The sequence below is a fragment of the Saprospiraceae bacterium genome (genome assembly GCA_016713025.1).
In the GTDB taxonomy this organism is placed as follows: domain Bacteria; phylum Bacteroidota; class Bacteroidia; order Chitinophagales; family Saprospiraceae; genus OLB9.
On record JADJPZ010000004.1, the window covers coordinates 335966 to 360774 of the forward strand.

General features: G+C 35.5%; 16 protein-coding genes and 1 pseudogene. All 17 read left to right on the forward strand.

The window, feature by feature from the left end:
• Positions 1–174 precede the first annotated feature (174 nt).
• The 17 genes and pseudogenes from IPK35_07890 to IPK35_07970 all read left to right on the forward strand — a co-directional run bounded on the left by IPK35_07890 (position 175) and on the right by IPK35_07970 (position 24743).
• Positions 175–1092, forward strand: a complete 918-nt coding sequence (locus tag IPK35_07890; protein MBK8053176.1) for an alpha/beta fold hydrolase — start codon at positions 175–177, stop codon at positions 1090–1092.
• A gap of 560 nt (positions 1093–1652) precedes the next feature.
• On the forward strand, positions 1653–2300 hold the full coding sequence (locus IPK35_07895) for a hypothetical protein (protein ID MBK8053177.1): 648 nt from the start codon (positions 1653–1655) through the stop codon (positions 2298–2300).
• A 144-nt stretch (positions 2301–2444) separates the two neighbouring features.
• The gene (locus IPK35_07900; protein MBK8053178.1) at positions 2445–4868 is read left to right on the forward strand and encodes an ABC transporter permease; all 2424 of its coding nucleotides are present in this window, start codon (positions 2445–2447) and stop codon (positions 4866–4868) included.
• 83 nt (positions 4869–4951) lie between these two features.
• Entirely contained in the window at positions 4952–7312 is a 2361-nt protein-coding gene (locus tag IPK35_07905; GenBank protein MBK8053179.1) for an ABC transporter permease, read from the forward strand.
• A 116-nt stretch (positions 7313–7428) separates the two neighbouring features.
• Positions 7429–9792, forward strand: coding sequence for an ABC transporter permease (locus IPK35_07910; protein MBK8053180.1), 2364 nt, complete (start codon positions 7429–7431; stop codon positions 9790–9792).
• Between the two features lie 149 nt (positions 9793–9941).
• On the forward strand, positions 9942–12326 hold the full coding sequence (locus tag IPK35_07915; protein ID MBK8053181.1) for an ABC transporter permease: 2385 nt from the start codon (positions 9942–9944) through the stop codon (positions 12324–12326).
• 38 nt (positions 12327–12364) lie between these two features.
• A complete protein-coding gene (locus IPK35_07920) occupies positions 12365–13744 on the forward strand; it encodes a peptidase S41 (GenBank protein MBK8053182.1) in 1380 nt (459 codons plus the stop codon).
• Positions 13745–13876: 132 nt separating this feature from the next.
• Positions 13877–16291: an ABC transporter permease gene (locus IPK35_07925; protein ID MBK8053183.1), complete on the forward strand. Its 2415-nt coding sequence runs from the start codon at positions 13877–13879 to the stop codon at positions 16289–16291.
• Between the two features lie 116 nt (positions 16292–16407).
• Positions 16408–16770 carry a hypothetical protein gene (locus tag IPK35_07930; GenBank protein MBK8053184.1) on the forward strand — a complete coding sequence of 121 codons (363 nt, stop codon included), beginning with the start codon at positions 16408–16410 and terminating at the stop codon, positions 16768–16770.
• Between the two features lie 402 nt (positions 16771–17172).
• Entirely contained in the window at positions 17173–17517 is a 345-nt protein-coding gene (locus tag IPK35_07935; GenBank protein MBK8053185.1) for a transcription initiation protein, read from the forward strand.
• Positions 17518–17526: 9 nt separating this feature from the next.
• Positions 17527–18756 (forward strand): annotated as a pseudogene (locus IPK35_07940) (RNA polymerase subunit sigma).
• A 44-nt stretch (positions 18757–18800) separates the two neighbouring features.
• Positions 18801–19520: a hypothetical protein gene (locus IPK35_07945; GenBank protein MBK8053186.1), complete on the forward strand. Its 720-nt coding sequence runs from the start codon at positions 18801–18803 to the stop codon at positions 19518–19520.
• Between the two features lie 539 nt (positions 19521–20059).
• Positions 20060–20557 (forward strand): hypothetical protein, encoded by a 498-nt coding sequence (locus IPK35_07950; GenBank protein MBK8053187.1) that lies wholly within the window; start codon positions 20060–20062, stop codon positions 20555–20557.
• Positions 20558–20697: 140 nt separating this feature from the next.
• On the forward strand, positions 20698–22218 hold the full coding sequence (locus IPK35_07955) for a T9SS type A sorting domain-containing protein (GenBank protein ID MBK8053188.1): 1521 nt from the start codon (positions 20698–20700) through the stop codon (positions 22216–22218).
• Between the two features lie 11 nt (positions 22219–22229).
• Positions 22230–23237, forward strand: coding sequence for a S9 family peptidase (locus tag IPK35_07960; protein ID MBK8053189.1), 1008 nt, complete (start codon positions 22230–22232; stop codon positions 23235–23237).
• Between the two features lie 163 nt (positions 23238–23400).
• Positions 23401–23907: a hypothetical protein gene (locus tag IPK35_07965; protein ID MBK8053190.1), complete on the forward strand. Its 507-nt coding sequence runs from the start codon at positions 23401–23403 to the stop codon at positions 23905–23907.
• Positions 23904–24743 (forward strand): hypothetical protein, encoded by an 840-nt coding sequence (locus IPK35_07970; GenBank protein ID MBK8053191.1) that lies wholly within the window; start codon positions 23904–23906, stop codon positions 24741–24743. The genes IPK35_07965 and IPK35_07970 overlap by 4 nt, the downstream gene beginning before the upstream one ends.
• The last annotated feature ends 66 nt before the right edge of the window (positions 24744–24809 follow it).

A 24809-nucleotide genomic window follows, 5' to 3' on the forward strand; every position in this document is an offset into this window, starting at 1 on the left:
AATATTTTACATGGGGTATATCTTCAGAGTATCTTTAAACTCAAATAGTTATGATTTTGAAATTTTACATTTAATTTTCTATTTGTATAAGATTTCCCATTAAACAAATTAGCAAAAAATGACAAATCATTTCCCCCTTACTTTTGTTCTATAAGTTGAAAATTTAAGATAGAAATGTTAGCATACTTAAAATCATTTGTAATATTTATTGGTTTACTTTTATCTTCCAGTATCATTGGACAAAAGAGCAATTTGATCATAACCAGTGATGGCGTCATCCACTACAAAATCTTTGGAAAAGGCAAGTCGGTAGTTATTATCAATGGCGGACCAGGTATGAACTCAGAAGGATTTGGAAACTTTGCAGCACAACTATCAAAGGTTGGTTTTCTCTGTATCATTTATGACCAACGAGGTACCGGAAAGTCTGAAATGAAGAAAATGGATCAAACCACCATCACCATGAAAAATATGGTTGAAGATCTTGAAGTGCTGAGAAGGCATCTAAAGATAAATAAGTGGACTGTTTTTGGTCAGTCGTTTGGAGGTTTACTGGCTGCACAATACGCAAATACTTATCCCAAATCTATTGATAAACTCGTATTTTCTAATTCCGGTGGTTTAAATCTTGACTTCTTAAATTATGTCGTGCAGCGGATCGAGAATAACTTAAGTCAATCAGAACGAGATAGTTTGCAATATTACAATGAATTACTTTCAAAAGAACCTGAGAATAAATTTTATCTGCAAAGACGGGCAATGCAACTCGCTAGTGCCTATGTATATCAAAAAAAACATGTTCCGACCATTGCCGAAAGGCTTTTGCAAGTCAACATCACTATCAACCAATTGGTATATTCAGACCTCCAAAAAAATAAATTTGATTTCATCGGTAAATTCAACAATTTTAAAAGACCTGTTTTGATATTTCAGGGATTGAATGATATTATCTCTTTAGAAACTGCTCAAGCCATTGAGACAACTTTTTCTGATAGTAAATTGGTGAAGTTGGATAAATGTGGTCATTATCCGTGGTTGGACAGGCCCGAAGTTTTTTGGTCAGAAATTATGAAATTCTTAAAAGGTAAATAAAGATGATAGCAAATAATATGTAAATAAATTATATATCATAAAGTTTAGTATATCAAATGATTGTACAAAATTTATTTAATTGAGTTTTGTCCACAACTCATTTTTTATGATATTTGTGGACAAAACAGCATATCAATAGATTTGTCCACAACTCATAAAATCTGGCACATATGGACAAAACGGTTAGCATATAGTTTTGTCCACAACTCATTTATTTACACACTTATGGACAAAACTAATTGCTATTAATTTTGTCCATAACTCATTTTAAATGATAATCCCAGATTATGCATTATGAGAATAAATAGAGCAAAATAGATGCGATGAACGGTCTCGTCTGAAAATTTCCACCAATCAATTCTTCATTACCGTCGTCTTCAATATAACAATCTGATATAGGACTTCGTACACACACGTCCAGATTCGGACATAATTTCAATTAGCATCAATTGCAAAAGCAAGATAATCAGCGAATTATAGATTTGGCACAAAGGTGGCAATACTATTTATTATTAATATATTAAGATTAACTTTTTTCTGAACACTTAAATTTAATCCAAATGAAATTGTCCTTATTATTTATTGCAATGGCACTGGCTGCAAGTCTTTTTGGTCAGGATTACATCATTGAATCCGATGGCGTAAAACATGAAGGTCAAATCATCTCCATGTCGAAAAACACTTTGATGTTTAAGAATAGTGACGGTGATCTTGACCAATATAAAATAGACAGGTTATCTGTAGTTCATATTGCTGATCCGAAATTTAAAATGAAAGGTGTAAATCTCAACAATAGTAGTTTTGAGAAAACTGAAGACGGGATTCACATCGTTATGTTGGACAATCCCATATCAAAATCAAAAGTATCATGCCAGCCGGCATCAAAATCCCGATCTACAAATCTAAATACCAAATCTGAAAAAAGCAGTTCACTAAGTATCTCATCTGAAGACGATGGACCTAAGGCAAAAGTGCTTTTGGATTGTGATGACTGCTCCACATCTGGTTCTTTGGTGATGGTGAGTGAGGACAAATTGACCAATGTATTGTGGAATTTTGAATGTAAAGATGGTAGTGCTTTTCCGATGGAGTTAGAAATAGATTGCAACAAGACCTATAATTTTAAATACAAAGACGGAAATAAACAAAGCATAGAGAAGAAAGTCAGAATAAAATCCGGTGTCAATAATATCAATGTATTTCAGTGAATGTAAATGGACAATGGAGGAAGGAGAATGAAGGAAGGAGGTCGAAAGAACAAACGACCTAAAATCTACCAATCAAATGTATGATGAGCAACCGAATGATCCAAATATCAATTATCTTTTCCATAACACTTAATACTTACCAAAATGTTAGCAAATTACTTAAAACTTGCAATACGCAATCTTAACAAACATAAGATTTTTAGTCTAATCAATATAGTAGGATTGGCTATAAGTATTTCGGTGTGTCTCTTGATTATTTCGATCATTGCGGATCAAAAAAGTTATGATCAGTTTCATACCAAAAAGGATAGGATCTTTAGAGTGCTTACGAACACAGGAGGAGATAGTGAGACGGCAACATCTTCTTTTCATCTCGGAAAGGAAATGGTAAATAAACATACTGGTGTAGAAAAGGCTACTACCTTAGTAAGAACGTTTGGAGGAGACATCTTCTATAATGAAAAAATGGCTTCTGGTGGAGGGTATTTTGCTGATGAAAACTTGTTTAAGATATTTGATTATAAATTGATAGCAGGTGATCCAAATACCGCTTTAAATACTCCACGCTCTTTGGTGATTTCTGAAAAATTATCCAAACAACTTTTTTACAATGAAAACCCGATCGGTAAATCTGTACAATTTAAAAATACAGGCGTAAATCCTATGGGAGTCGATCATGGTAATCAGGAAACCGATTATGGATTATTTACCATTACTGGAATTCTTGAAGAAAATCAAGGAAAAACGCATTTGCCTTTTCAAATATTGACTTCACTGGAAACCATCAAAGCACTGGCGAGTGATTCCCTATTGAATACCGATTTTAATGATTGGCAATTTGTTTGGGAATGTTATACTTATGCTTTGGTATCAGAAAATAATTCACAAGATGGATTACAATCAACTTTGGACAAAATATCAAAAGAAAAATTTACAGATCAACCATATTTTTTCAAAGCTCAACCACTTGGAGACATCACTCCAGGGCCAATGTTCAACAATAATTCTCATGTATTTATTCCACAAACGTTTTTGATCTTTCTGGCCGGACTTTGTTTGATCATCATTTTGACTGCTGGATTTAATTATACCAATCTTACATTGGCAAGATCATTTACAAGAGCAAAAGAAGTAGGAATACGTAAAGTCTCAGGAGCCAAACGGGGCCAAGTTTTTTATCAATTTATATGTGAGTCTGTAGTAATATCTTTGGCAGCCTTTATCCTTGCAATACCGATATTGTATATCCTCCAAAACGTATTTTCAAAATTTGTGATCAATCAATACATCAATATTACTTTCGATCACAGCCCGAAGCTATATTTAATTTTTATAGGCTTTAGTATTGGAGTTGGCGCATTAGCTGGATTTTTTCCATCGTTGTATATTTCGGCATTTAGTCCTATTCAGATTTTAAAAAATGTAACAAATATAAAGATATTCAAAAAATTGTCTCTCCAACGTGGCTTACTTTTGGTACAGTTCTGTTTTTCACTTATTTTTATTATTTCAGCATTATTAATTTTTAAGCAAACCAATCACATTTTTAATTATGAATATGGATTTAACAAAGACAATGTGGTGAATGTGACTTTGTATAATCCCGATAATTATGCGAGATTTGCACAATCGATTAGTGACCATAAAGATGTCACTGCGGTAGGTGCTGCCAGCTTGTTGCCAAGTGCCGGATCTGGTAGAGGCACATCAATATGGAAAAGTGAAGGGGGAAAGGATACGTTATATACACAGTACATAGATATTGACGCCAAAAGCCTGAAAGTATGGGATATTGATCTTGTGGCTGGCAAAAATCTCCCTGAAATACCTGAAGTCAGCAATGAAAAGTATATTCTAATCAATGAGATGCTTTCAAAAGACCTGAAATATGATACTCCTAATCAGGCCATTGGTCAGAGAATAGTATCAGGCCCCAGTAATTTTGAGATCGTCGGCGTAGTTAAGGACTTCCAAAGCCAAAGTGTGACCAGCGAAATCAAGCCTTTGATGCTTCGCAACAGACAATCTGAATTTAGGTATGCCACCATAAGAGTAAGTGGTCAAAATAATAAGGAAGCGATTTCCTTCCTGGAGACCAAATGGAAAGAAGTCAATCCAACAACAAAATTTGAGTACCAATATTTTGATCAGGAACTTCAAAGTATACATACAATTTTTACAAACATAGCAGCAATTCTCGGTTTTATAGCCTTTCTGACAGTCTTGATTTCTTGTTTGGGTTTATTGGGAATAGCCATTTACACATCAGAGATAAGACGCAAGGAAATAGGCTTACGTAAGATTTTGGGCTCAAGTATATTTGAAATTATTGTTCTGCTTTCCAAAAGTTATATTTTTTTGATAGCAGCTGCCATAATCGTAGCCGTACCGATTGCCTACTTTATAAATAATGCCTGGCTCAATTTTTTCCCATCGAGGATAAGTATCAGCCTATTATCTATATTAATTAGTATTTTGTTTTTGGTGGGAATAAGTTTTCTCATCGTTTTTTCTCAATCTTGGCGAGTGGCCAAAAGCAATCCAATAGATGCTTTAAAAGTGGAATGATAAGAACGGAAATCGAAAACCGGAATTCGGAATTCGGAACCTAATCCCTACCACCAATTACCTAACATCTAAACCCTATCAAAATGCTCATCAACAATCTAAAAACAGGAATCCGAAACCTTTGGGCAAACAAAACTATCTCTGCTATTAATATTATAGGCTTGAGCTTGGGATTGAGTGCATTCTTACTGATCCTATTGTGGGTAGAAAACGAATATAGTGTCAATAAAAATGTAAAAGACAGGGATCATATCGCCGCCATCATGGTCAATCAAACATTTGAAAGTGGCGAGATCCAGACGTATGCTGCGACACCACCACCATTGGCTAAAAAATTAATGGAGTCAAAAGATAATGTGTCATCAGCAGCTACGGCATCCTGGGGAGATCAAATCCAGTTTACAGTAGGAGACAACAAATTTACGGAATATGGTCTGTATGCCAGCCCGGAGTTTTTGGAAGTATTTAGTGTAGAATTATTGCTTGGTTCAAGAGCGTCAGCGTTAAAATCCCCAAATACAGTTCTTATTTCAGAATCCCTGTCATCAAAGTACTTTAGCAACACAGACCCTGTGGGAAAATCCATAAAAACCGGCACGGGCCAAAGTTATGAAGTTGCAGGAGTATTCAAAAGTCAAGATCAAAAAACAACGATGTATTATAGCTTTTTGATGCCTATTCAGGATTACTTTAGTTTTAATCCGTTTATGGCCAATGATTGGTCAGTAAACAATGTAAGAACTTATGTCAAATTTGACCCGAATGCTGACTTTCAAAGTTTTAATAACAAAATAAAAGCATTGCTATCACAGCAAAACGATCGCCAAAAAAGTTGTGAATTGTTCCTGTTTTCTATGAAAGACTGGTATCTGAAGGGTGAATTTAAAGATGGAAAACAGGTAGGTGGACGCATTAAATATGTCAATCTTTTTTCCATTGTGGCATTGATTATTTTACTCTTGTCATGTATCAATTTTGTAAACCTGACGACTGCCAGTGCTACTCAAAGACTCAAAGAAATCGGAGTCAGAAAGAGCCTTGGAGCAAATCGATTTGCGTTAATAAAAAGATTTTTGCTTGAGTCAGTCTCATTATCCCTCATATCCGGGGGTATATCTATTGGTTTGGTTTATTTATTGCTGCCGCAGTTCAATCAACATTTTAACATCCAATTGTCTACAGGATTTGAAGATCCATTCCGTTTATTGGTATTTACCTTTATTGTACTGACAGTGGGATTGATAGCCGGAATTTATCCTGCATTTGTGTTGTCAGGTATGGACGCTGTGGCCGCTCTTAAGAAAAATATGATAGCTGGATTGACTAATACTACTTATATCCGCAAGGTTTTGGTAACCGGTCAATTTGCAGTTACGATATTATTGATTACTGGCGGTGTGATTATCTCAAAACAGTTGGATTATTTTAAAGACAAAGATTTAGGCGTCGATGGACAACATTTAGTATGGTTTCCCAATCAGATTCCTCAGGATAAAATAGAGACAGCCATGAGAGAAATTTCCCAAATCAAAGGTGTGAAGCAATCGGCATTGGCTTCTATGACTTTTCAGGGGAGCAACAACAGGGGACATGAAGTGAAGTGGGAAGGAAAAAATCCAGGAGAAGATATATTTTTCAATTTTATAGCCGGCAGTCATGATTTACCTGCTACATTGGGCTTGGAAGTAGTCGATGGACGCAATTTTTCAAAGGCTATTTCAACAGACACAAGTGCTATATTACTAAATGAAACTGCTGTCAGACAAATGAATCTCAAAAATCCCGTAGGCCAATACATCGAAACAAGAAACTTGAAAGGCACTGTAATAGGTGTTTTAAAGGATTTTCACTTTGAATCATTACACAACACGATCGGACCGGTCATCTTCAATTGCAGGCCTGATTGGACATGGAATATGTATGTCAAAATGGATGGTAGCAACGATGCACTCGCTTTAAAGTCGATAGAGGAAGTGTATAAAAAATTTGCACCTGGTCAAATTTTTGAATACAATCACCAAAACGATCAACCACAATGGTTTTATAGGTCCGAAGGGCAGTCCGCAGTGCTGATTAAGTGGTTTTCGGTTTTTGCGGTATTCTTATCTTGCCTTGGCCTTCTGGGATTGACTATTTTCACCATTGAGAGAAAGAAAAAAGAAATTAGCATCAGGAAAATTCTTGGTGCCAACATTTCAAATTTGATGGTATTGGTATCAAAACAGTTTATCATTCTTATTGCCATCTCTATACTATTATCTTTTGTCCCATCATATTATTTCACTACTCAATGGCTTGATAATTTCCCTTATAGCATTCGGGTTGAGTGGTATTACTTCATTTTTGGGCCATTCATAGTATTTTTTGTTGCGATCATGACCATGAGTATTTTGATAGTGAAAGCATCATTACTGAATCCTGTGAAATCTTTGAGGTCGGAATAAAAAGTTTGTAGCATTTAGCAAGTAAAGGAAACCTAACCCTAACCCTAACATCCAATATCTAACCACCTTAACCCTAATACCTAAAACCTAACACTTAAATTAAAACACCTAAAACAATGCTCCGTAATTACTTTAAAATAGCCATTAGGAATCTTTGGAACAATAAACTTTTTTCATTCATCAATATAGTGGGTCTGGCCTTGGCTATTCCCTTTGCTCTACTCTCATTTTTAAGCTTACAAAGCAGCTTTGAGTTTGATAATTTCCATCCTGATGAAGATAGAATTTTTAGAGTTATCACCGATGAAAAATCTAATGAAGGAATAGAGAATCATTACGCCACTTCACCTTTTTTACTGGCTGAAACATTAAAAAAGGATTACCCGGTTGTTGAGAGAGCTACAAAAACGGTGAGGACATTTGGCTGGGAACTAAGCAACAGACTCAAATCTCTAAAGGTAAATACTATATTTGTTGAGCCTGAATTTTTTAATATTTTTGGATTCGGTTTAGAGAAAGGATCGTTGCCGACCGAAGTAAATAGTCTTGTCTTGAGCCACGAGATGGCCGAATTGTTCTTTAATGAAACTGATCCTGTTGGAAAGACATTAACACACCCAACGTTTGGCGTTTTTAAGATTACAGGAGTATTAAAGCCTTTCAAAAAGCAAACTATGTTCAGAAGTGATGCAATGATATCAATGGCTTCTTATGTTAATTTTAACAAAAACGAACCAAATATTACCTCATGGGGAAATTATGATGCTCACACATTTGTAAAAACTATACTGAAGTCAGATATTGCTACCCTGAGTTCTGTTCTGAATGATATCGCAAAAAAAACAAATCATCTTTTAGTACGTGAAAAAAAATCCCATCAATTTCGCATACAGTCAATTTCTGATATTTCGCCAAGTGCTGAAAAACTTCGCAACAATCCATATGTAGAAGATATTACAGATATTGCTTTTAATTTTTCCATTCCATTATTACTACTGCTCTTGGCAGGCTTTAACTATACAAATCTAACGTTGGCGCGGTCTCTCAGCCGAGCCCGCGAAGTAGGTGTGCGAAAGGTTATGGGTGCATTGAGGTCACAGCTGATTTTGCAGTTTGTTTGCGAAGCCATAGTTATTGCTGTATTATCTTTAATCTTGGGTTTTGTCTTTTTACAAATCATGAAGGAAACGATTCATGTAAATTGGGTCACCTGGGAAGTTGAAAACCAAATTTTAGTCTGGACAGTTTTTCTTGTATTTGCAATCTTATTAGGATTTCTTGCAGGTATGCTTCCCGCATGGATTTTATCCGGGTTTCAATCTGTAGATGTGCTCAAGGGCAACCTTACACCCGCAAGTTTTGGTAAAGTAAGTTTTCGTAAAAGCTTGATGGTTATTCAATTTGTAGTATCAATGGTATTCATTTTCTGGATGGGTCATATGTACAATCAGTTTCAATATATGGCTACTGAAAATGAAAATTATAATCGTAAGGGAATTTTTAATATAAACATGGTGGACAATAATTACAGTTTATTAAAAGATGAGTTGTATAAAAATAAGAGCATCAAAAAGATTGGCTTGACGTCCACTGTGTTTGGAGGAATTACTGCAGAAACTTATATCAAAGCACGAAAACAGGATGAAAATAAGGTGTCATATTACTACTCAGCTGATCACAATTATATAGAAAACATGAATCTAGAATTTGTAGCCGGGCAAAATTTACCTGAATCATTGTCTGATTCAGTCGGAAATTTTATTTTGGTCAATGAAAAAGCAGTAGAGAAGCTTCATTTAGGGACTTCACAAGAAGCTATCGGAAAATCTGTTTTTATTAATAATGAGTCGGAAGTGATCATTTCGGGTGTTCTTAAAGATTTTTGCCATTACAATTATCAATTTCAAATCGAACCGGTAATAATTCAATACAATCCTTCTCAATTTATGATTTTGTCCATCTTAGCAGCAGATAATATAAATGAAGCTACATTTTTGTCTGAGATGCAAGCTGCATGGAAAAAAATTTATCCTACAGATTTTTTGGTAAGTTCCTGGTTTGCCAAGGATATGTATGAGCGGTATTACCCTGCAGAAGATATGAAAATAATGGGCCTCGCTGCCCTAATAATTCTGACTATTGCAGTGATGGGCTTGCTTGGTATTGTTATTTACAGTACTGAAAAACGCACAAAAGAAGTTGGTGTCAGAAAAGTGATGGGTGCCTCTCTGACAGAAATAGTACGAGTCTTATCCTGGAGTTTTATGAAACTTTTATTGATCGCTGGTACAATATCCTTACCCATAGGCTTTGCTTTAGGTCTTGTTACACAAAAAATATTCACTTTTCACAGTAATATAAATATTAATTTAATGCTTGGCTTTTTTGTTTCTATTTTAGTTATTGCCGTGTGCACCATTGGCTTTTTTTCCATCAAAGCTGCACTGATGAACCCTGCGAAAAGTTTGAGGTCGGAATGATTTGAACAATCCGAACAATCCGAACAAAATGAACAATCCGAATAATATGAATGAATAGTAGCTGAATGGCGAAACGAAAATAGAACAAAAATTAATACGCTAATAGCTTGCAATTAATGGCTAATATTTAACACCTAACAACAAAATATATGTTTATTAATAATGTAAAATTTGCTTTTCGAAATCTAAAGAAAAATAAGTCCTTTAGTTTATTAAATATTCTTGGTTTAGCCATTGGGATAGTAAGTTCGGCACTTATTTTTTTATGGATAGAATATACTTACCAGCACAACCGTATCCTTCCGGGTTCTGATGAGCTATTTCAGGTCAAAAATAATCAGAAATATGGTGATGATATCTATACGATGAGCGCAACCAGTGGTCCATTAGGTCCTGTGTTGAGTCAGGATGTGCCGGGAGTGAGTGGTGTGACAAGAATATTGAGTTCTGGTGGTGTATTTGGACATCATGACAAGAGCTTGAATTTCAATGGTGTATATGCTGACAATAATTTTTTTACACTTTTCAAATTCCCCATCGAATCACAATCGGATCAATTACCTTTGAGTAAAAATGACAGGATTGCTATATCTACCAAAATGTCCGAAGCCTTGTTTGGTACAACCCAATCAGTAGGCAAAAGCATCATTTTAAATAAAGAAGAAAACTTTGTCGTCTCCGCCGTCTATGATCGGGTATCCGAAAACATGACCATGAATCCTGACTGGATCATTTCTCTTGGAAACCGATTTCTGAATGATGATTTTAAAAATAACTGGAGCCATTGGGGTGCTTGTGGCATGCGTACTTATGTGTCTCTCCAACAAGGTGTTGACTATTTAAAAATCAATCAGCAAATAAAAAATCTAATTTTCCAAAAATCCGGAGGTAATGTAGATCATTCTATATTTTTATATCCTTACTCACGATTATCATGGTACAATACCTTTTCGAATGGCATAGAAACGCCTTCTGAAGGAACGATCAAATATATCAAGCTTTTCTTTTTGATAGCTATTGTTATTCTGCTCATAGCCTGTATCAATTTTATGAATCTTTCTACCGCAAAAAGCGAACATAGAGCAAGAGAAATAGGCTTAAAAAAAGCTATTGGTATCCATAAAAGTCAGTTGGTATATCAGTTTTATACAGAAAGTATTTTAGTTTCTTTTATTGCTGTCGTGTTAGCCGTTTCAGCATTGTACATCATCGTGCCCGCATTTGGCAATATGATCAATGTTCCATTGACTTTAAGTTTTTTCAGTCAGTCCCACATTGCATTTTTCTGTGGTGTTGGTTTGTTTTGTGGTCTTCTAGCTGGCACTTATCCTGCTTTTTTTCTGGCATCATTCAAGCCATTGGAAGCACTTAATAATAGAGTCTCGGGCAATTCAGGCACTAATTTTATACGAAAAAGCCTTGTCGTATTCCAATTCAGTATTTCAATTGTAATCATTATCTGCACTATCGTAATTTCCAACCAAATTACCCACACCAAAAACAGAGATTTGGGATTTTCAAAAGACAAAATACTATCCATTCCTGTATCAAATAATTTATCAAAAAACTTCGATCGTTTTCGGACTGAAATGATCAGCAATGGCCACATAGAAGAAGTGGCAATGACTGATGCTAACCTGTTTAATATGTATAACAATGGTGGAGGATTTACATGGAAAGGATACGACAGTACAAAAGATGCCCTGATTACATTCAATGGTATGACTTCGAGCTATCTCAAGGTCATGGATATCAAAGTGACAAAGGGCAGAGGGTTTTATGAAAATCCAAAACAAGAAGAAGGCAATATTATCATTAATCCTGCATTAGCAAAACTGATGGGCGATGAAGGAAAGATAGGTGGTATAATCAATCGGGGAAACGATCCACCACTCACTATCATAGGTATCACAGCAGAGTTTGTGGTTAATGATATTTATGGTGTCGCAGAACCACTGATATTTTTTCCAAAAGACCAAAGTTCATTTGCGGAATGGAGTAGCATCGTAATGAAATTGCCTCATGATGGTAATGTAGAACACCAGCTTGAATCCATCAGAAAAAGTGTCAAATCTATCGATCCGGAAAACCCATTTAATTATAACTTTTTTGATGAAAGCTTCAATTATCAATTTAATGGTATCATGTTTGTCGGTAGATTGGTTTTCATGTTTGGCTTGCTTTCGATAGCTATTTCATGTCTTGGTTTGTTCGGTTTGGCCGCATTTATGGCACAACGAAGAACCAAAGAAATCGGTGTCAGAAAAGTGCTCGGTGCCACTGTAGCACAAATCATTGGAAATTTATCACTTGACTTCATCAAATTAATCGTGATAGCTATCATCATTGCCAGCCCGATAGCTTACTATTTTATGGATGAGTGGCTCAGTAGATATCATTACAGGATCGATATCCAATGGTGGGTGTTTTTATTGGCTGCCATCATATCCCTACTTATTACTCTTGTTACTGTTGGCTTTCAGGCTATTAAAGCAGCATTGATGAATCCTGTGAAAAGTTTGAAAACAGAATAAACAATTATTTATTTAAAAAAATTAAAAGCTCGACCATAATGAAGTCAATAATAGTTTCAATCATGTTCTTAAGTGCCATGAGCGCATATTCTCAAGTCGAAATTCCAAATACAATTTCGAAATCTGAGAAAATTTATGGACTGTCAAAATTTTGGCAAGAAGTCAATTACAATTTTATTTACCTTAACAAGGTTGATAAAAAAATGTGGGAAAACGCCTACAAAGAATATATCACAAAGGTGCAGGAAACCAAAAATGATTATGAATATTATCGGGAATTATCAAAGTTTTGCGCTCTCCTAAAAGATGGACATACCAATATTTTTTTTCCTAAAAATGTTCAATCACTCATCATGAATACCATGTTTGGTGAATATAGAATGTTTTTGAAGCATGTAGCGGGTAAAGTTATCATTGAGCGCGTAAATGAAAGCAAAAAAGATGAGATTCCAGTAGGGAGTGAAATCATTGAAGTAAATGGACTTAACACTATTGACTTCATGAATAAATATGTGAAGCCATATATTTCTTCTTCTACTCATTATGTATTAGAAGACTATGCTGCCAGTCAACTTCTGAAAGGACTTGAAGGGGATACTTTCCGAATAAAAATCATAACTCCTAAGAATATTGTAAAGTCATTTACACTTGTACATCAGAAAACTCAGGAAGATGCCGTTTATCCTCCTTTTGAAAACGATAGCTTATTTGCGATGAAATGGATGGGGAAGGATATATTGTATTTGGCTCTTAATTCGTTTGCCGATAATAAAATCAATAGTGATTTTGAGAAAAATCTTTCTGAAATTTATAAAGCTAAAGCTCTCATCATTGATTTGCGAAATAACGGTGGTGGAAATACAGGAGTTGGGACTGGGATTTTGCAGTATTTTACCAACGATGCAGTGCTGCATCATTCTAGATATAGTACCCGTGAACATAGGGCTTCTTTCAAGGCTTGGGGAATTTACACAACACCAAAAGATACTATTAACAATGAATGGCAAACAAAATGCTATTTGTATAATCAAGATGAGAAATACTATGACTTTGAATATAATCCTGATACCATAAAAATAAAAGAAAAAAGATTGGTAGTGCCAACTGCTGTTTTGATAGGTCATAATACTGCGTCTGCTGCGGAAGATTTTCTCATAAGTGCGGATAATCAAAAACATTTCACAAAAATCGGTCAAAACTCGTTTGGCAGTACAGGACAGCCGTTTCTCTTTGAGATGCCAGGTGGCGGAAATGCACGTGTGTGTACCAAAAAAGACACCTATCCGGACGGGAGAGAGTTCGTGGGAGTTGGTATAATGCCCGACATCGAAGTAATACCTTCACTCAATGATTATATAAATAAAAAAGACGTGGTACTTGAAAAAGCGTTGGACTATCTAACAAAAAAATTGAAATAGTAAAACTTTATTTAATTTAGAAATGCCATAAATACAGACCTTACAATTTCACCTTAAACAAACTTGTTATTGGTAAAATTTGTAATAAACTTTGCTTATAACACTTATTATCTTAGCCTTAACACCCAACCAATGCTTTACAATTACTTTAAAATAGCTTACCGTAGTTTCTTGCAAAACAAACTTTATGCTGGTATCAATATCATAGGATTAATGACAGCGCTTAGTGTGGTGATTCTCATCATGTTGTACGTCAAAGACGATTTATCATTTGATAAGATGCACAACAATGGCAGCGATATCTACAGAATAGTGGCAGATGTAAAAGATTCGAGAGGTGAAGTAATGAAAACAGGTAATACTGGTATCATTCAAGGCCCTACATTCAAAGATGAAATTCCTGAAATTGCAACCTTTTGCCGATTTAAAAATGGATGGAATACATTGGTCAAAAAGGGCAATGATGCATTTATGGAAGAGATGCTTTATGCGGATAGTGCTGCATTTGCCATGTTTTCATTTGATGTGATCGAAGGTGACCCAGTCAATCCTTTGAATAATATCCAAAACGTAGTCATCACGCAAAAGGTAAAGGAAAAATATTTCGGAGCTTCTGATGCTATAGGAAAACCACTGTACATCAGTGATGAAAGCAGAGAGATGACGCCATTTATTGTCGCAGCGGTGGTAGGTAATTTACCATCCAATTCCAGTATTCAGTTTGATATTCTTGCTTCGTTTGAATATATGTTAAACAATGATGAAGGTTATAAAGAATCACAGTCCTGGGCAAACTCCAGTCTCAACACTTTTGTAATGCTGCACCCAAAGACAGATGCTCTGTCTGCAAATCAGAAGATAGATCTGGTCACTCAGAAACATCTTCAAACTGAAATGGGTGAGAGGAAAAAGCAAGATCCGACATCTAAAGGTTATGATATAAAGTATCATCTCCAGCCACTTTTTGATATGCATCTTGATCCAGAATATTTTGCTTCCAACGGCATGAAAAACTGGTCAAATATCAAATACCCGAAAATATTATCTGGAATATCATTATTGCTCATTCTCATAGCTTCTATCAACTTCATCAACCTGACACTTGCCCGATCATTGCAACGATCCAAAGAAATCGGTATCCGCAAGACATCCGGAGGGACAAAATCACAGTTGTTTTTTCAGTTTATCACCGAGTCATTTGTTTTGACAGCCATAGCTTCATTTCCTGCTGTTTTGATAGCTTATGGGTTATTGCCGGAGTTCTCAAAACTTACGGGCAAATACTTAGACCCAAACATAATGTATGCACCGGCATCTATTATACTTTACATTGTACTCATGAGTGTCATTGCAATATGTGCAGGGAGCTATCCAGCTATTGTAATGTCAGGATATAGACCAATAGAAAGTCTGAAGGGAAAGTCGGTTTTTGGCTCAAAACAATATCTTCGTCAGTCTTTGGTAGTCATTCAGTTTGTGATAGCAGGTATACTGATGATCGGGACAGCATTTGTGACCTTACAATTCAGATATATCAATGAAAAACCATTAGGCTATGAAACTTCCGACAGATATAGGTTTTGGATACCTTGGGAAGAAATCAGCAAACTTGCTACACCATTTAAAACGGAATTAAGACAGCTCAATGATGTACTGGCTGTATCCGCAAAATCTGGTGATTTTAATAGGACAAAGTTTAAAATAGAAGGTGAAGACACCGATTGGATATACTATGAACACATAGATGATCAGCACCTTCAACTATTGAATATACCACTAAAAGAAGGCCGCTATTTTTCGTATGACTACGCACTCGATACAGTTTCCAATATTGTAGTCAATGAATCTTTTGTACAGAAAATCCTGAAAGGTGTCAAAAATCCACTCCAGCATCCTATCAAATCCCGGGACGAGGTATATCAAATCGTGGGTGTAGTAAAAGATTACCATTACAGCAGTTTAAAAGAAGAGATAAGTCCAATCGTCTACTATCTGGATAGGGGCACACAGGCAGGTATGGTCCACATTCAGTTTAAAGATGGTAGAAGCCGGGAAGGACTAAAGGCTGTATCTTCGGTTTACAAAAAATATGTACCATTTCTTCCCATGGAGTACGAATCCCTTGAAGATTTCAGGATGGACCATTATTCTGAAGAGCTCACTGAAAAAAACATCATCACTTATACTGCCTTACTTGCCTTACTTATCGCATGTCTTGGTCTCTTTGGGTTGACTACTTTTATGACTGAACAACGCAGCAAAGAAATAGGTATCCGTAAGGTCTTAGGTGCAGGAGTTTCAGGTATAGCCATATTACTTACTAAAGATTTTGTAAGGCTTGTAGTTATTTCCATAATTTTAGCGATACCTGTAGCGTATTACTTTGTAAATCAATGGTTAGAAAATTTTTCCTACAGAATTGGTGTGCAATGGTGGGTTTTTGCAATCGTAGCCATATTGGCCCTGACGATAGCATTTTTTACTGTCTTTTTTCAATCGATCCGAGCGGCATTGGCAGATCCGGTGAAGTCGTTGAAGACGGAGTGAATCTATCATGAACATAGGACATAGAGTATAAAGCATAGGGCGATTAGTTTTTTTATTTTTTTCCCAACCAAATTAAAAAATCATACGTCTATTAGTAAAAATAAAACATCATTTCAATGGGCAACAAATTTTTGTTATTTTGTTTTTTAATATTTATTTTATGCACGAATGAAGAAAGTACTGAAAATAAAGACAATATAACTAATGAAGCTCTTTTCAAATATGACTTACCTGCTGATGGTTGTGATTGGCATTTCCATATTATCAGCAAATCAGAAATCTTGCAACTTGTAGAAGATAATGCCAGCAAGCCAAAAACCGAAATACTTAAAAAAGAAGCAAGAAAAGTAATTGGCCTGCCCAATGTTACTGTTGAACTTACCTATAAACTCACAGGCATAACCCAAAAAGTCCAATGCGGGTGGAATAAAACACAAGATATGAAGGAAATCAATATTGTGAAGGTGGAAATTAAGTAAGTAGGAATGGTGGATATAACGTTCCCTATTATTTTATAAAACGCCAATCCTAACTAACATAAAACTTTAGCAGCTATGCCCCTGAATTAAACCCGTAATATGCATCAAATCGCAAAGGTATTACCTTTAAAATAGTCTGTCAATATAACTTTTGTTATGTGTATGTTAGACTTGGAGCATTACTGTAACTTTGATTATGGAGAGGGGAGAGTTACATATGCATGGATGATCGCACGTTGAAATAAAGCTTCTAAAGCATTGAACTTTTATGCCAATATGCCACGAAAAAAATCAGCAATAAATGTTTAAAAAAAATAAATCCATACATTGTGTCCAATTCAGCCTGCTTCAGTCGTCATAAAGCTGTAAACATATAATTTTAATCTTTTAAAGAAATAAAAAATGACAGAATTTATGATGATTTTCAGAAGCGATTACAATCCATCGTTTAAACCATCGCCTGAACAAATGCAGGCAAGCATCAAACAATGGCAGGATTGGATCGGAGGCATTGCCGCACAAGGCAAATTTTTAAGTACGAATCGTTTGGGTTTCGAAGGGAAAACGTTGAAGCCAAATAATGTCATCACCGATGGACCTTATGCGGAAGTAAAAGAAATGGTGGGCGGCTACATCATTGTAAAAGCGACCAACATAGACGAGGCGATGAAATTGGCAGAAGGGTGCCCAATACTAAATATTGGCGGACACGTAGAGGTAAGGAACGTTATGCCTATGAATAACTAAGTTGAACCCGTGAACGAACAAGAACTAATACCACAACTTTTCAAAGCAGAGTACAGAAAAATAATTTCTGTACTCTGTAAGTTGTTTGGTATTTTTCACATTGAAATTGCAGAAGATATTACCAATGATACATTTTTATTAGCAGCAGAAACTTGGGGATTAAAGGGTATTCCCAATAATCCAACAGCGTGGCTTTACCTCGTGGCCAAAAACAAAACCAAAGACTATTTCAAGAGACATAAGACATTTTCTGAAAAAATAGCGGTGGATTTAAATTACCATCAAGACCAAAATGAACAAATGGACGTTGATTTGTCGATGGAAAATATCACTGATAGTCAATTGCAAATGATATTTGCCGTTTGTAATCCTGTAATTCCGACAGAAGCCCAAATAGGACTCGCATTAAGAATTCTTTGCGGTTTTGGTATTGACGAAATTGCAGAAGCATTTCTGACCAATAAAGAAACGATCAACAAACGGCTATTCAGAGCTAAGGAAAAACTTCGGGCGGAAAATGTAAAAATTGAATTGCCAAATATTGACAAGCTTCATTCAAGATTGGAAACAGTATTATCAACCTTGTATTTGCTTTTTAATGAAGGCTATCATTCAAGTTCGCAAAATACGCAGATCCGAAAAGAGCTTTGTTTGGAAGCGATGCGGTTAAATTACTTTCTCATAGAAAATACGACGACCAATACACCCAATGTAAATGCATTGATGGCTTTGATGTGCTTTCATTCTTCCCGATTTGACGCAAGAAACAATCAAGCAGGCGAACCCATTTTGTACGATGACCAGGATAAAAATCTATGGAGTACTGAACTGATTGAAAAAGGAAATTATTTTTTAATAGAAAGTGCCAAAGGGCAGGAAATTTCAAAATATCATTTGGAAGCATCTATCGCTTATTGGCATTGCACTAAGATAGAAAATGCCGGAAAGTGGGAGCATATTTTACAGTTATACAATCAGTTGCTACAAATTGAATACTCCCCAATCACTGCCTTGAATCGTACCTATGCTCTATCAAAAGTTTTTGGAAAAGAATAAGCCATCCATGAAGCTTTAAAATTGGACTTAAATGAAAATCATTTTTACCATTCACTTCTGGGGAATCTTTATGTTGATCTTGATAACAAAAAAGCAAGTGAGCATTTAGCCACGGCCTTAAATCTAGCGAAATCTGATGCCGATAAATCGACCATACTAAAATATCTCAATAAAATAAAATGACAGACTTTTTAATATTATCTATTTCATCCATTCAAATATAAAAAATGATCCATTCAGCATCTGGCTACATAGCTCTTTCCCTATTGATGAACGTTATATTGTTTTTGATCGGCACATCTTCCATTCAATCAACTTTTACTAACCCTGCACAAAGAAAGTCTAAAAAAGTAACGCTTTTGGTTGGTTTAGTATTATGGCAAATATATATATTGATCATCGGAAAATCCGGAATATTGCAGGACTTCAGTTTGCCGCCAAGGGTATTGATATTTTTGGTATTTCCGGCATTTGTTTTTATTGCCGCATTCTTAATCGCCAACAGAAACAAGGCTTGGATCCATAACATACCACCGCATTGGTTGATCTTTTGCCAGACCTTTAGAATAGCCATAGAAAGCCTTTTTGTTCTCTCTGTAGCTAAAGGGATTTTGCCAGAAATTGTCACCATAAAGGGCTATAATTTTGACATGATATTTGCATGTACAGCGCCTATCGTTGGATATTATGTGGTGCGGAAAAATTTATATTACCAATCAATGGCCTTGCTTTGGAATTACTTAGGACTAGGAGTGATTGCTTCCATCATATTTTTATTTGTCACTGCCATTTATTTCCCACAATTATATGGAAGGGAGACATCTCTTTTTCCCAAAGAGTTTGGTTTGTATCCCTATCCATTAGTCCCGGGTTTTTTGATGCCTTCCGCTGTTTTTATGCATGTTCTATCCATCTTGCAGTTGATGAAGATTAAGGAAAAATTTTAGTCTTATGTGAAACTTCTTTTTTCTGCACCAAACATTTGCAAGGGATAGGTTTATCATGCACCACTATGACGAATCTATGCTGCATAGATAATCAAAAGTATCCGTTAGGGTTGCACAAAAAAAACTAGATTCCCGTGTTTTTTATTCATGTCAATATAGATTCAAAATTTAGATTCATAATTCGAATATAAAAAAATAATTATAACTTACCACCTTATTTTATTGATTGGCCCAAAAAATCAACGACATGGATCACCATAACCTTCAAATACAAACAATTACTTAACAAAGATTTTATGAACTTTGGGAAGAGACAAGAAGTCATGTAACCGATGACAAAAATAAAATTTATCAGTTTTTCAAACCCTATATCGAAACGATTCCTAAACTAGTCCTTGGTGAATACACAACCATTTCCAAAAATTATCATGGTGGATGGTTCTGTTAAAAAAATGACATCTATAACAGCGGATGAACTAGTAGTGGCACGTCCTGAGTTGCTTTTCTCACGCTTCAAAGATTAAGACTTGATTTGTATTATGACCTATATTGCGATCATTTTTCCAAAAGTATTCAGTCTTGCTCCTGACCAACGGGAGCACTTTAACTTTACGATCTACGCAAGAATAATGAATTGTGACAACGAGTACAAATGGAATAGTATCCAATATCCAGCCCTTTATTTTGACGAAAATGATCAGTTTTTATATGGTATGGTACTCTACACCAACGTAGATCATCACATGAAACCAGATGTAACATCTATCATGACCTTGCTAGATGCAACCGTGCTAGACAAACAATTATTTACTTATTATTCATCCACAGATCAACAATGGATAGAAAAGCCCTATCCCAATACTAGTCAGAGAGAAAAAGAAATCATTGGCCTGCTGAGTCAAGGAAAAGCTAGCAAACAAATCGCTGATGTTTTAGGCATAACAAAAAATACGGTAGACAACCATCGACAACGACTGTTAAAAAAATTTGCAGTTCAGTCAACTGCCGAGTTGGTAATTAAAGCCTTGAACCTATGATATATGCTTAGTGATAAATCACTAATACTCCATTTGATATTTTGGCGTAAATTTGCAATTTGTACATGGTTCTTTTGTAAATCTAATTGATTCCGAATTAGTTATTTGCAAAGTTATTACTTATACCCAAAAGCCATAAAATGTATGTTATCTATCGTATTACTATCATACTGGCATTTTTAATGCCATTGACTACCATCTCTGCACAGCTCCCAGAGCCAACCCAAGAGTTTCGGGGTCTTTGGGTGACTCAATTTAAGACCACAATTTTGGGCAATACTGCCGCTGAAGACGCTTTAATTGCTTATGCTATTGCCAACGATTTTAATTATCTGATTTGCACCAATATGTTTCAAATCCTCACTGCATCGTGCGGTGCATTTACATCAGACATGATAGCATTGCAAACTTTTATAGCTAAAGCACATGCAGAAGGTATCGAATACGTGAGTGGGAATGTGGGGACGCTTGCCACTGCGGAAAAAATACAACAATATAACAATTGCGGATCTGTCACGAGTGCACAAAAATTGGACATGATTACCTATGAATGCGAATTTTACAATGCTGCCACCAACGGATCTTGCCCTAACTACGCATCTTATATCAGTCAACTCAATGCAATCAAAACCATCTGTCTGGCAACCAATTCTAGTGTCATGGGCCGACCTTTGGTATGCGAAGCATATATTGGTGGTGAAGGTGCTACTGGATTAGTATTAACCCATTCTTCAGAGGCCCAAATGGAAGAAATAGCCACTGTAGCTGATCAAATTCTGATCACGTATTATCGTCCTATGCCATCTAGTTCGGGTGGTAATTTTTTCAATTGGACCATAGATAGATTGGATTGGATCGCAAAAACAGGAACACCGAGTAAAATTGTTTTATTACTAAAATCAAGAAACACCGATGGTAACAATATGAATGTCTATCTGGCATCATACCCAGGATCACATTATGATGCTGTGCGAGACCCATTTTTGTCATGGGTAGAAGGTATGGCTTACAATCCTTCACTGACCAAAGGATATAGAGAAAAGTATGATGATGGCACCTATCCATGGTTAGATGGCATCCAAGTCAAAGGTTTTACTTGGTTTGAGCATGCTGCTAATATGGCACTTGGACCATTACCTATTTCACTCATTACTTTTGATATCACCAAGACAGAAGATGAGCAGGCTTTACTGAAATGGTCTACAGCTTCAGAAGTCAATAATGATTACTTTGAAATAGAAAACTCAGTAGATGGTCAGCAATGGCAATTTGTATCAAAAATATCAGGAAAAGGAAATACTACTACTTCTCAACATTATTCATTCATAGATCAAAAACCATTAAATGGCTTATCTTATTATCGCATCAAACAAATAGATTTTGATGGACAAATGAGTTATACACCTGTTAAATCTATTTCATTTGATAAATACCATAAATCTCTTCGAATAACACCGAATCCTGTGACCCATCAATTGAATATCTATGGTGAATATGCGAAAGACACGCAGGTGCAAATATTTAATGCGCATGGACGTAAGATGGATGGTCTGTTATTCCATAAAGAGCAAACAAATTTAAGTGTGGATGTATCCCATTTAGCAGCTGGCTTATATTTGCTGCATGTCAATGGTGAAAATTTAAGGTTTGTAAAATATTAGGCTTGGAGAAAATGAAGCTTTTAATTAGTGTTTTATTTATTATCAACTTTATAGGCTGTAAAGGACAGACGAATCTACTTTTAGACAAAAAAGTTATTCAAGATTGGTCAGAATATCAGGTATATAGCATGATAATTGATGAATCAGCGGAAAACCAATGGAAGATTGAGTTTAAATATTTGGATAGTATAGAGCTTTCTTGGATTACTTACAAGAGTGATGGTTTGAAGATAAAAGGAATGATGGCCCGACCGAAAACGGTTGGAAAGTATCCATGTATCATATATAATCGTGGAGGCAATAGAGATTTTGGTGCTCTAAAAGTAGATCAAAGATCTTTAAACTTGGCAAAACTTGCAAGTCATGGTTACATCGTCATTGCCAGCCAATATCGTGGGAATGGAGGCAGTGAAGGACGAGAAGAATTCGGTGGAAAAGATGTAAATGATGTTTTAAATTTGATGGATGTTTTGGGAGAAATAGAAGCAGCAGACACCACTAGAATAGGTATGTATGGCTGGAGTAGAGGAGGAATGATGACCTATTTAGCTTTTGCAAAATCTAATAAAATAAAAACAGCTATTGTTGGCGGTGCAGTATCCGATATTCATCAAACTATCACCGAGCGTCCTGAAATGGAAGAGAAGGTTATATCTCAATTAATACCTGATTATCAGACGCATAAAAAGGAAGAGCTAGACAAAAGATCCGCTATTAAATGGGTAAATAAATTTCCTAAAAATAAACCCATCCTTATGCTACACGGGAATGCTGACCAACAAGTAAATGTGACACAAAGCATCCAATTAGCTGCGGAATTTGATAAATCCAACATTCCATATAAGTTGAAAATATTCGAAGGTGGTGATCATAGTCTTTCGCAATACAAAATAGAAGTCAATGATTTTGTCTTAGATTGGTTTGGTAAATATTTGAAACATGGAGACACAAACCTAAATATGGAATCATGGTATAAAGATGGACGTGTTCAGTTGATTAAACAAAAAATCCAAAGATGAAGCTTGTAAATACGCATTCAGAATCATCGTCATTTTTAGAGATCTATGATCACATTTATGTTAGATCAAAAGATTGTAGTTATTTTGTATTTTTGCTGTCTTCAAACCTTATAGGTTTTAAAAACCTATAAGGTTTAACACCAATACCTAAAATATGTACAAAATGTTCATTTTTCTGATCCCAATTATCTTGATGACCCAAAGTTGTCAGCAACATTCCGTACCCAAAAATTCAAGATATCTTTCCATGGTGGGAGATATAGCACACGATTCCAAATTGGATGATCCTAGTTTCACTTTATGCAATGAAAAAAATACCAAACAATACCACAATCTCAATGAAGAGATGCAGTACGAAAACGAAAAATATGCATTAGACCAAACCTTTACTTCTCAGTTTAAAGCTGATCCTAAAATAAAAGATTCAGGTATGATTCGTATCCGTTTTATCGTCAATTGCAAAGGTGAGACAGGTCGATTTAGATTGATAAGTTCAGGAAATGATTATAAAGAAAAACAATTTGACAAAGCCATTACAGATCAACTGATGACCATCACTAAAAGTCTCAAAGGATGGAAGATACTCTCTGACAGAAGAGGACCAAAAGATTACTACCAATACCTGATATTCAAAATTACAGATGGTCAAATCAAAGAAATATTACCATGAGAAAGTCAACAAATTTCATCATTTTATGGAGCATTATTTTTATTCAAAATATAAGTTCAGCTCAAAATTGTAATGCCTTTCTTTATCAAAAAGATACACTCCAATACCAGGCTTGCCTGATCGCAGAAGATGCTTACCAATATTATCAATACAGCCGAGAATACCAAGAAATATTGGACAAAGCCATCGAAAAATCTCCCCATTTCTCCTATGCTTATCGCAATAAATCCACCGCATATCTCAAAAGTGGTGACTTTATCACTTGGAAATACCTAATAGACAAAGCAGTCGAATATGACCTCAGAGAGAATATCGGTTATCGTGGATGGTGCAAGTTTCAATTTTTCAGAGATTATCAAGGTGCCATCGACGATATAGAATCTCTCGAAGCTGTATCCAAAGGAAATATCGGTTACTCTGCAGGTGGTCAATATCATCTGAAGGTGGCCAAAGCACTTTGCTACAAACAATTGGGCGACACCAACAAAGCCATCACTATTATGGAGCAATATATGCAGGATACTACCCTTAAAATTTCTGTGTTTGATCATTTGCATTTAGGGGTCATGTATCTGGAAAAAGGAGAATATAACAAAGCTATTGATCAGTTTAATCTTCAGAACACTCAAAGTGCCTTATCAGAAAACCAATATTATTTAGCATATTGTCATTTAAAAATGGGAAGCGACACTTTATTTTTGGAACACATCACCAAAGCAAAAGAAATGTATCTCAAAGGTCAAAGAATGGTGTTCCACTATACTGAGCCTATTGACAGGGTTTATTTAAAAGAGATCGAAGAAGCGAAGATGATGCAGAAAAAGCATGATAAGTAAGATTTTCAATTGAAAATAAACTCCTAGTGAATAATAGGTGATTGACCTAAAAGCGGACCTAAAATT

Coding starts and splice junctions, on each gene's coding strand:
- IPK35_07910 (MBK8053180.1), top strand. CDS start 7,429: ATGCTCCGTAATTACTTTAAAATAGCCATTAGGAATCTTTGGAACAAT.
- IPK35_07970 (MBK8053191.1), top strand. CDS start 23,904: ATGAGAAAGTCAACAAATTTCATCATTTTATGGAGCATTATTTTTATT.
- IPK35_07890 (MBK8053176.1), top strand. CDS start 175: ATGTTAGCATACTTAAAATCATTTGTAATATTTATTGGTTTACTTTTA.
- IPK35_07905 (MBK8053179.1), top strand. CDS start 4,952: ATGCTCATCAACAATCTAAAAACAGGAATCCGAAACCTTTGGGCAAAC.
- IPK35_07955 (MBK8053188.1), top strand. CDS start 20,698: ATGTATGTTATCTATCGTATTACTATCATACTGGCATTTTTAATGCCA.
- IPK35_07920 (MBK8053182.1), top strand. CDS start 12,365: ATGAAGTCAATAATAGTTTCAATCATGTTCTTAAGTGCCATGAGCGCA.
- IPK35_07925 (MBK8053183.1), top strand. CDS start 13,877: ATGCTTTACAATTACTTTAAAATAGCTTACCGTAGTTTCTTGCAAAAC.
- IPK35_07935 (MBK8053185.1), top strand. CDS start 17,173: ATGACAGAATTTATGATGATTTTCAGAAGCGATTACAATCCATCGTTT.
- IPK35_07895 (MBK8053177.1), top strand. CDS start 1,653: ATGAAATTGTCCTTATTATTTATTGCAATGGCACTGGCTGCAAGTCTT.
- IPK35_07965 (MBK8053190.1), top strand. CDS start 23,401: ATGTTCATTTTTCTGATCCCAATTATCTTGATGACCCAAAGTTGTCAG.
- IPK35_07930 (MBK8053184.1), top strand. CDS start 16,408: ATGGGCAACAAATTTTTGTTATTTTGTTTTTTAATATTTATTTTATGC.
- IPK35_07960 (MBK8053189.1), top strand. CDS start 22,230: ATGAAGCTTTTAATTAGTGTTTTATTTATTATCAACTTTATAGGCTGT.
- IPK35_07900 (MBK8053178.1), top strand. CDS start 2,445: ATGTTAGCAAATTACTTAAAACTTGCAATACGCAATCTTAACAAACAT.
- IPK35_07945 (MBK8053186.1), top strand. CDS start 18,801: ATGATCCATTCAGCATCTGGCTACATAGCTCTTTCCCTATTGATGAAC.
- IPK35_07915 (MBK8053181.1), top strand. CDS start 9,942: ATGTTTATTAATAATGTAAAATTTGCTTTTCGAAATCTAAAGAAAAAT.
- IPK35_07950 (MBK8053187.1), top strand. CDS start 20,060: ATGACCTATATTGCGATCATTTTTCCAAAAGTATTCAGTCTTGCTCCT.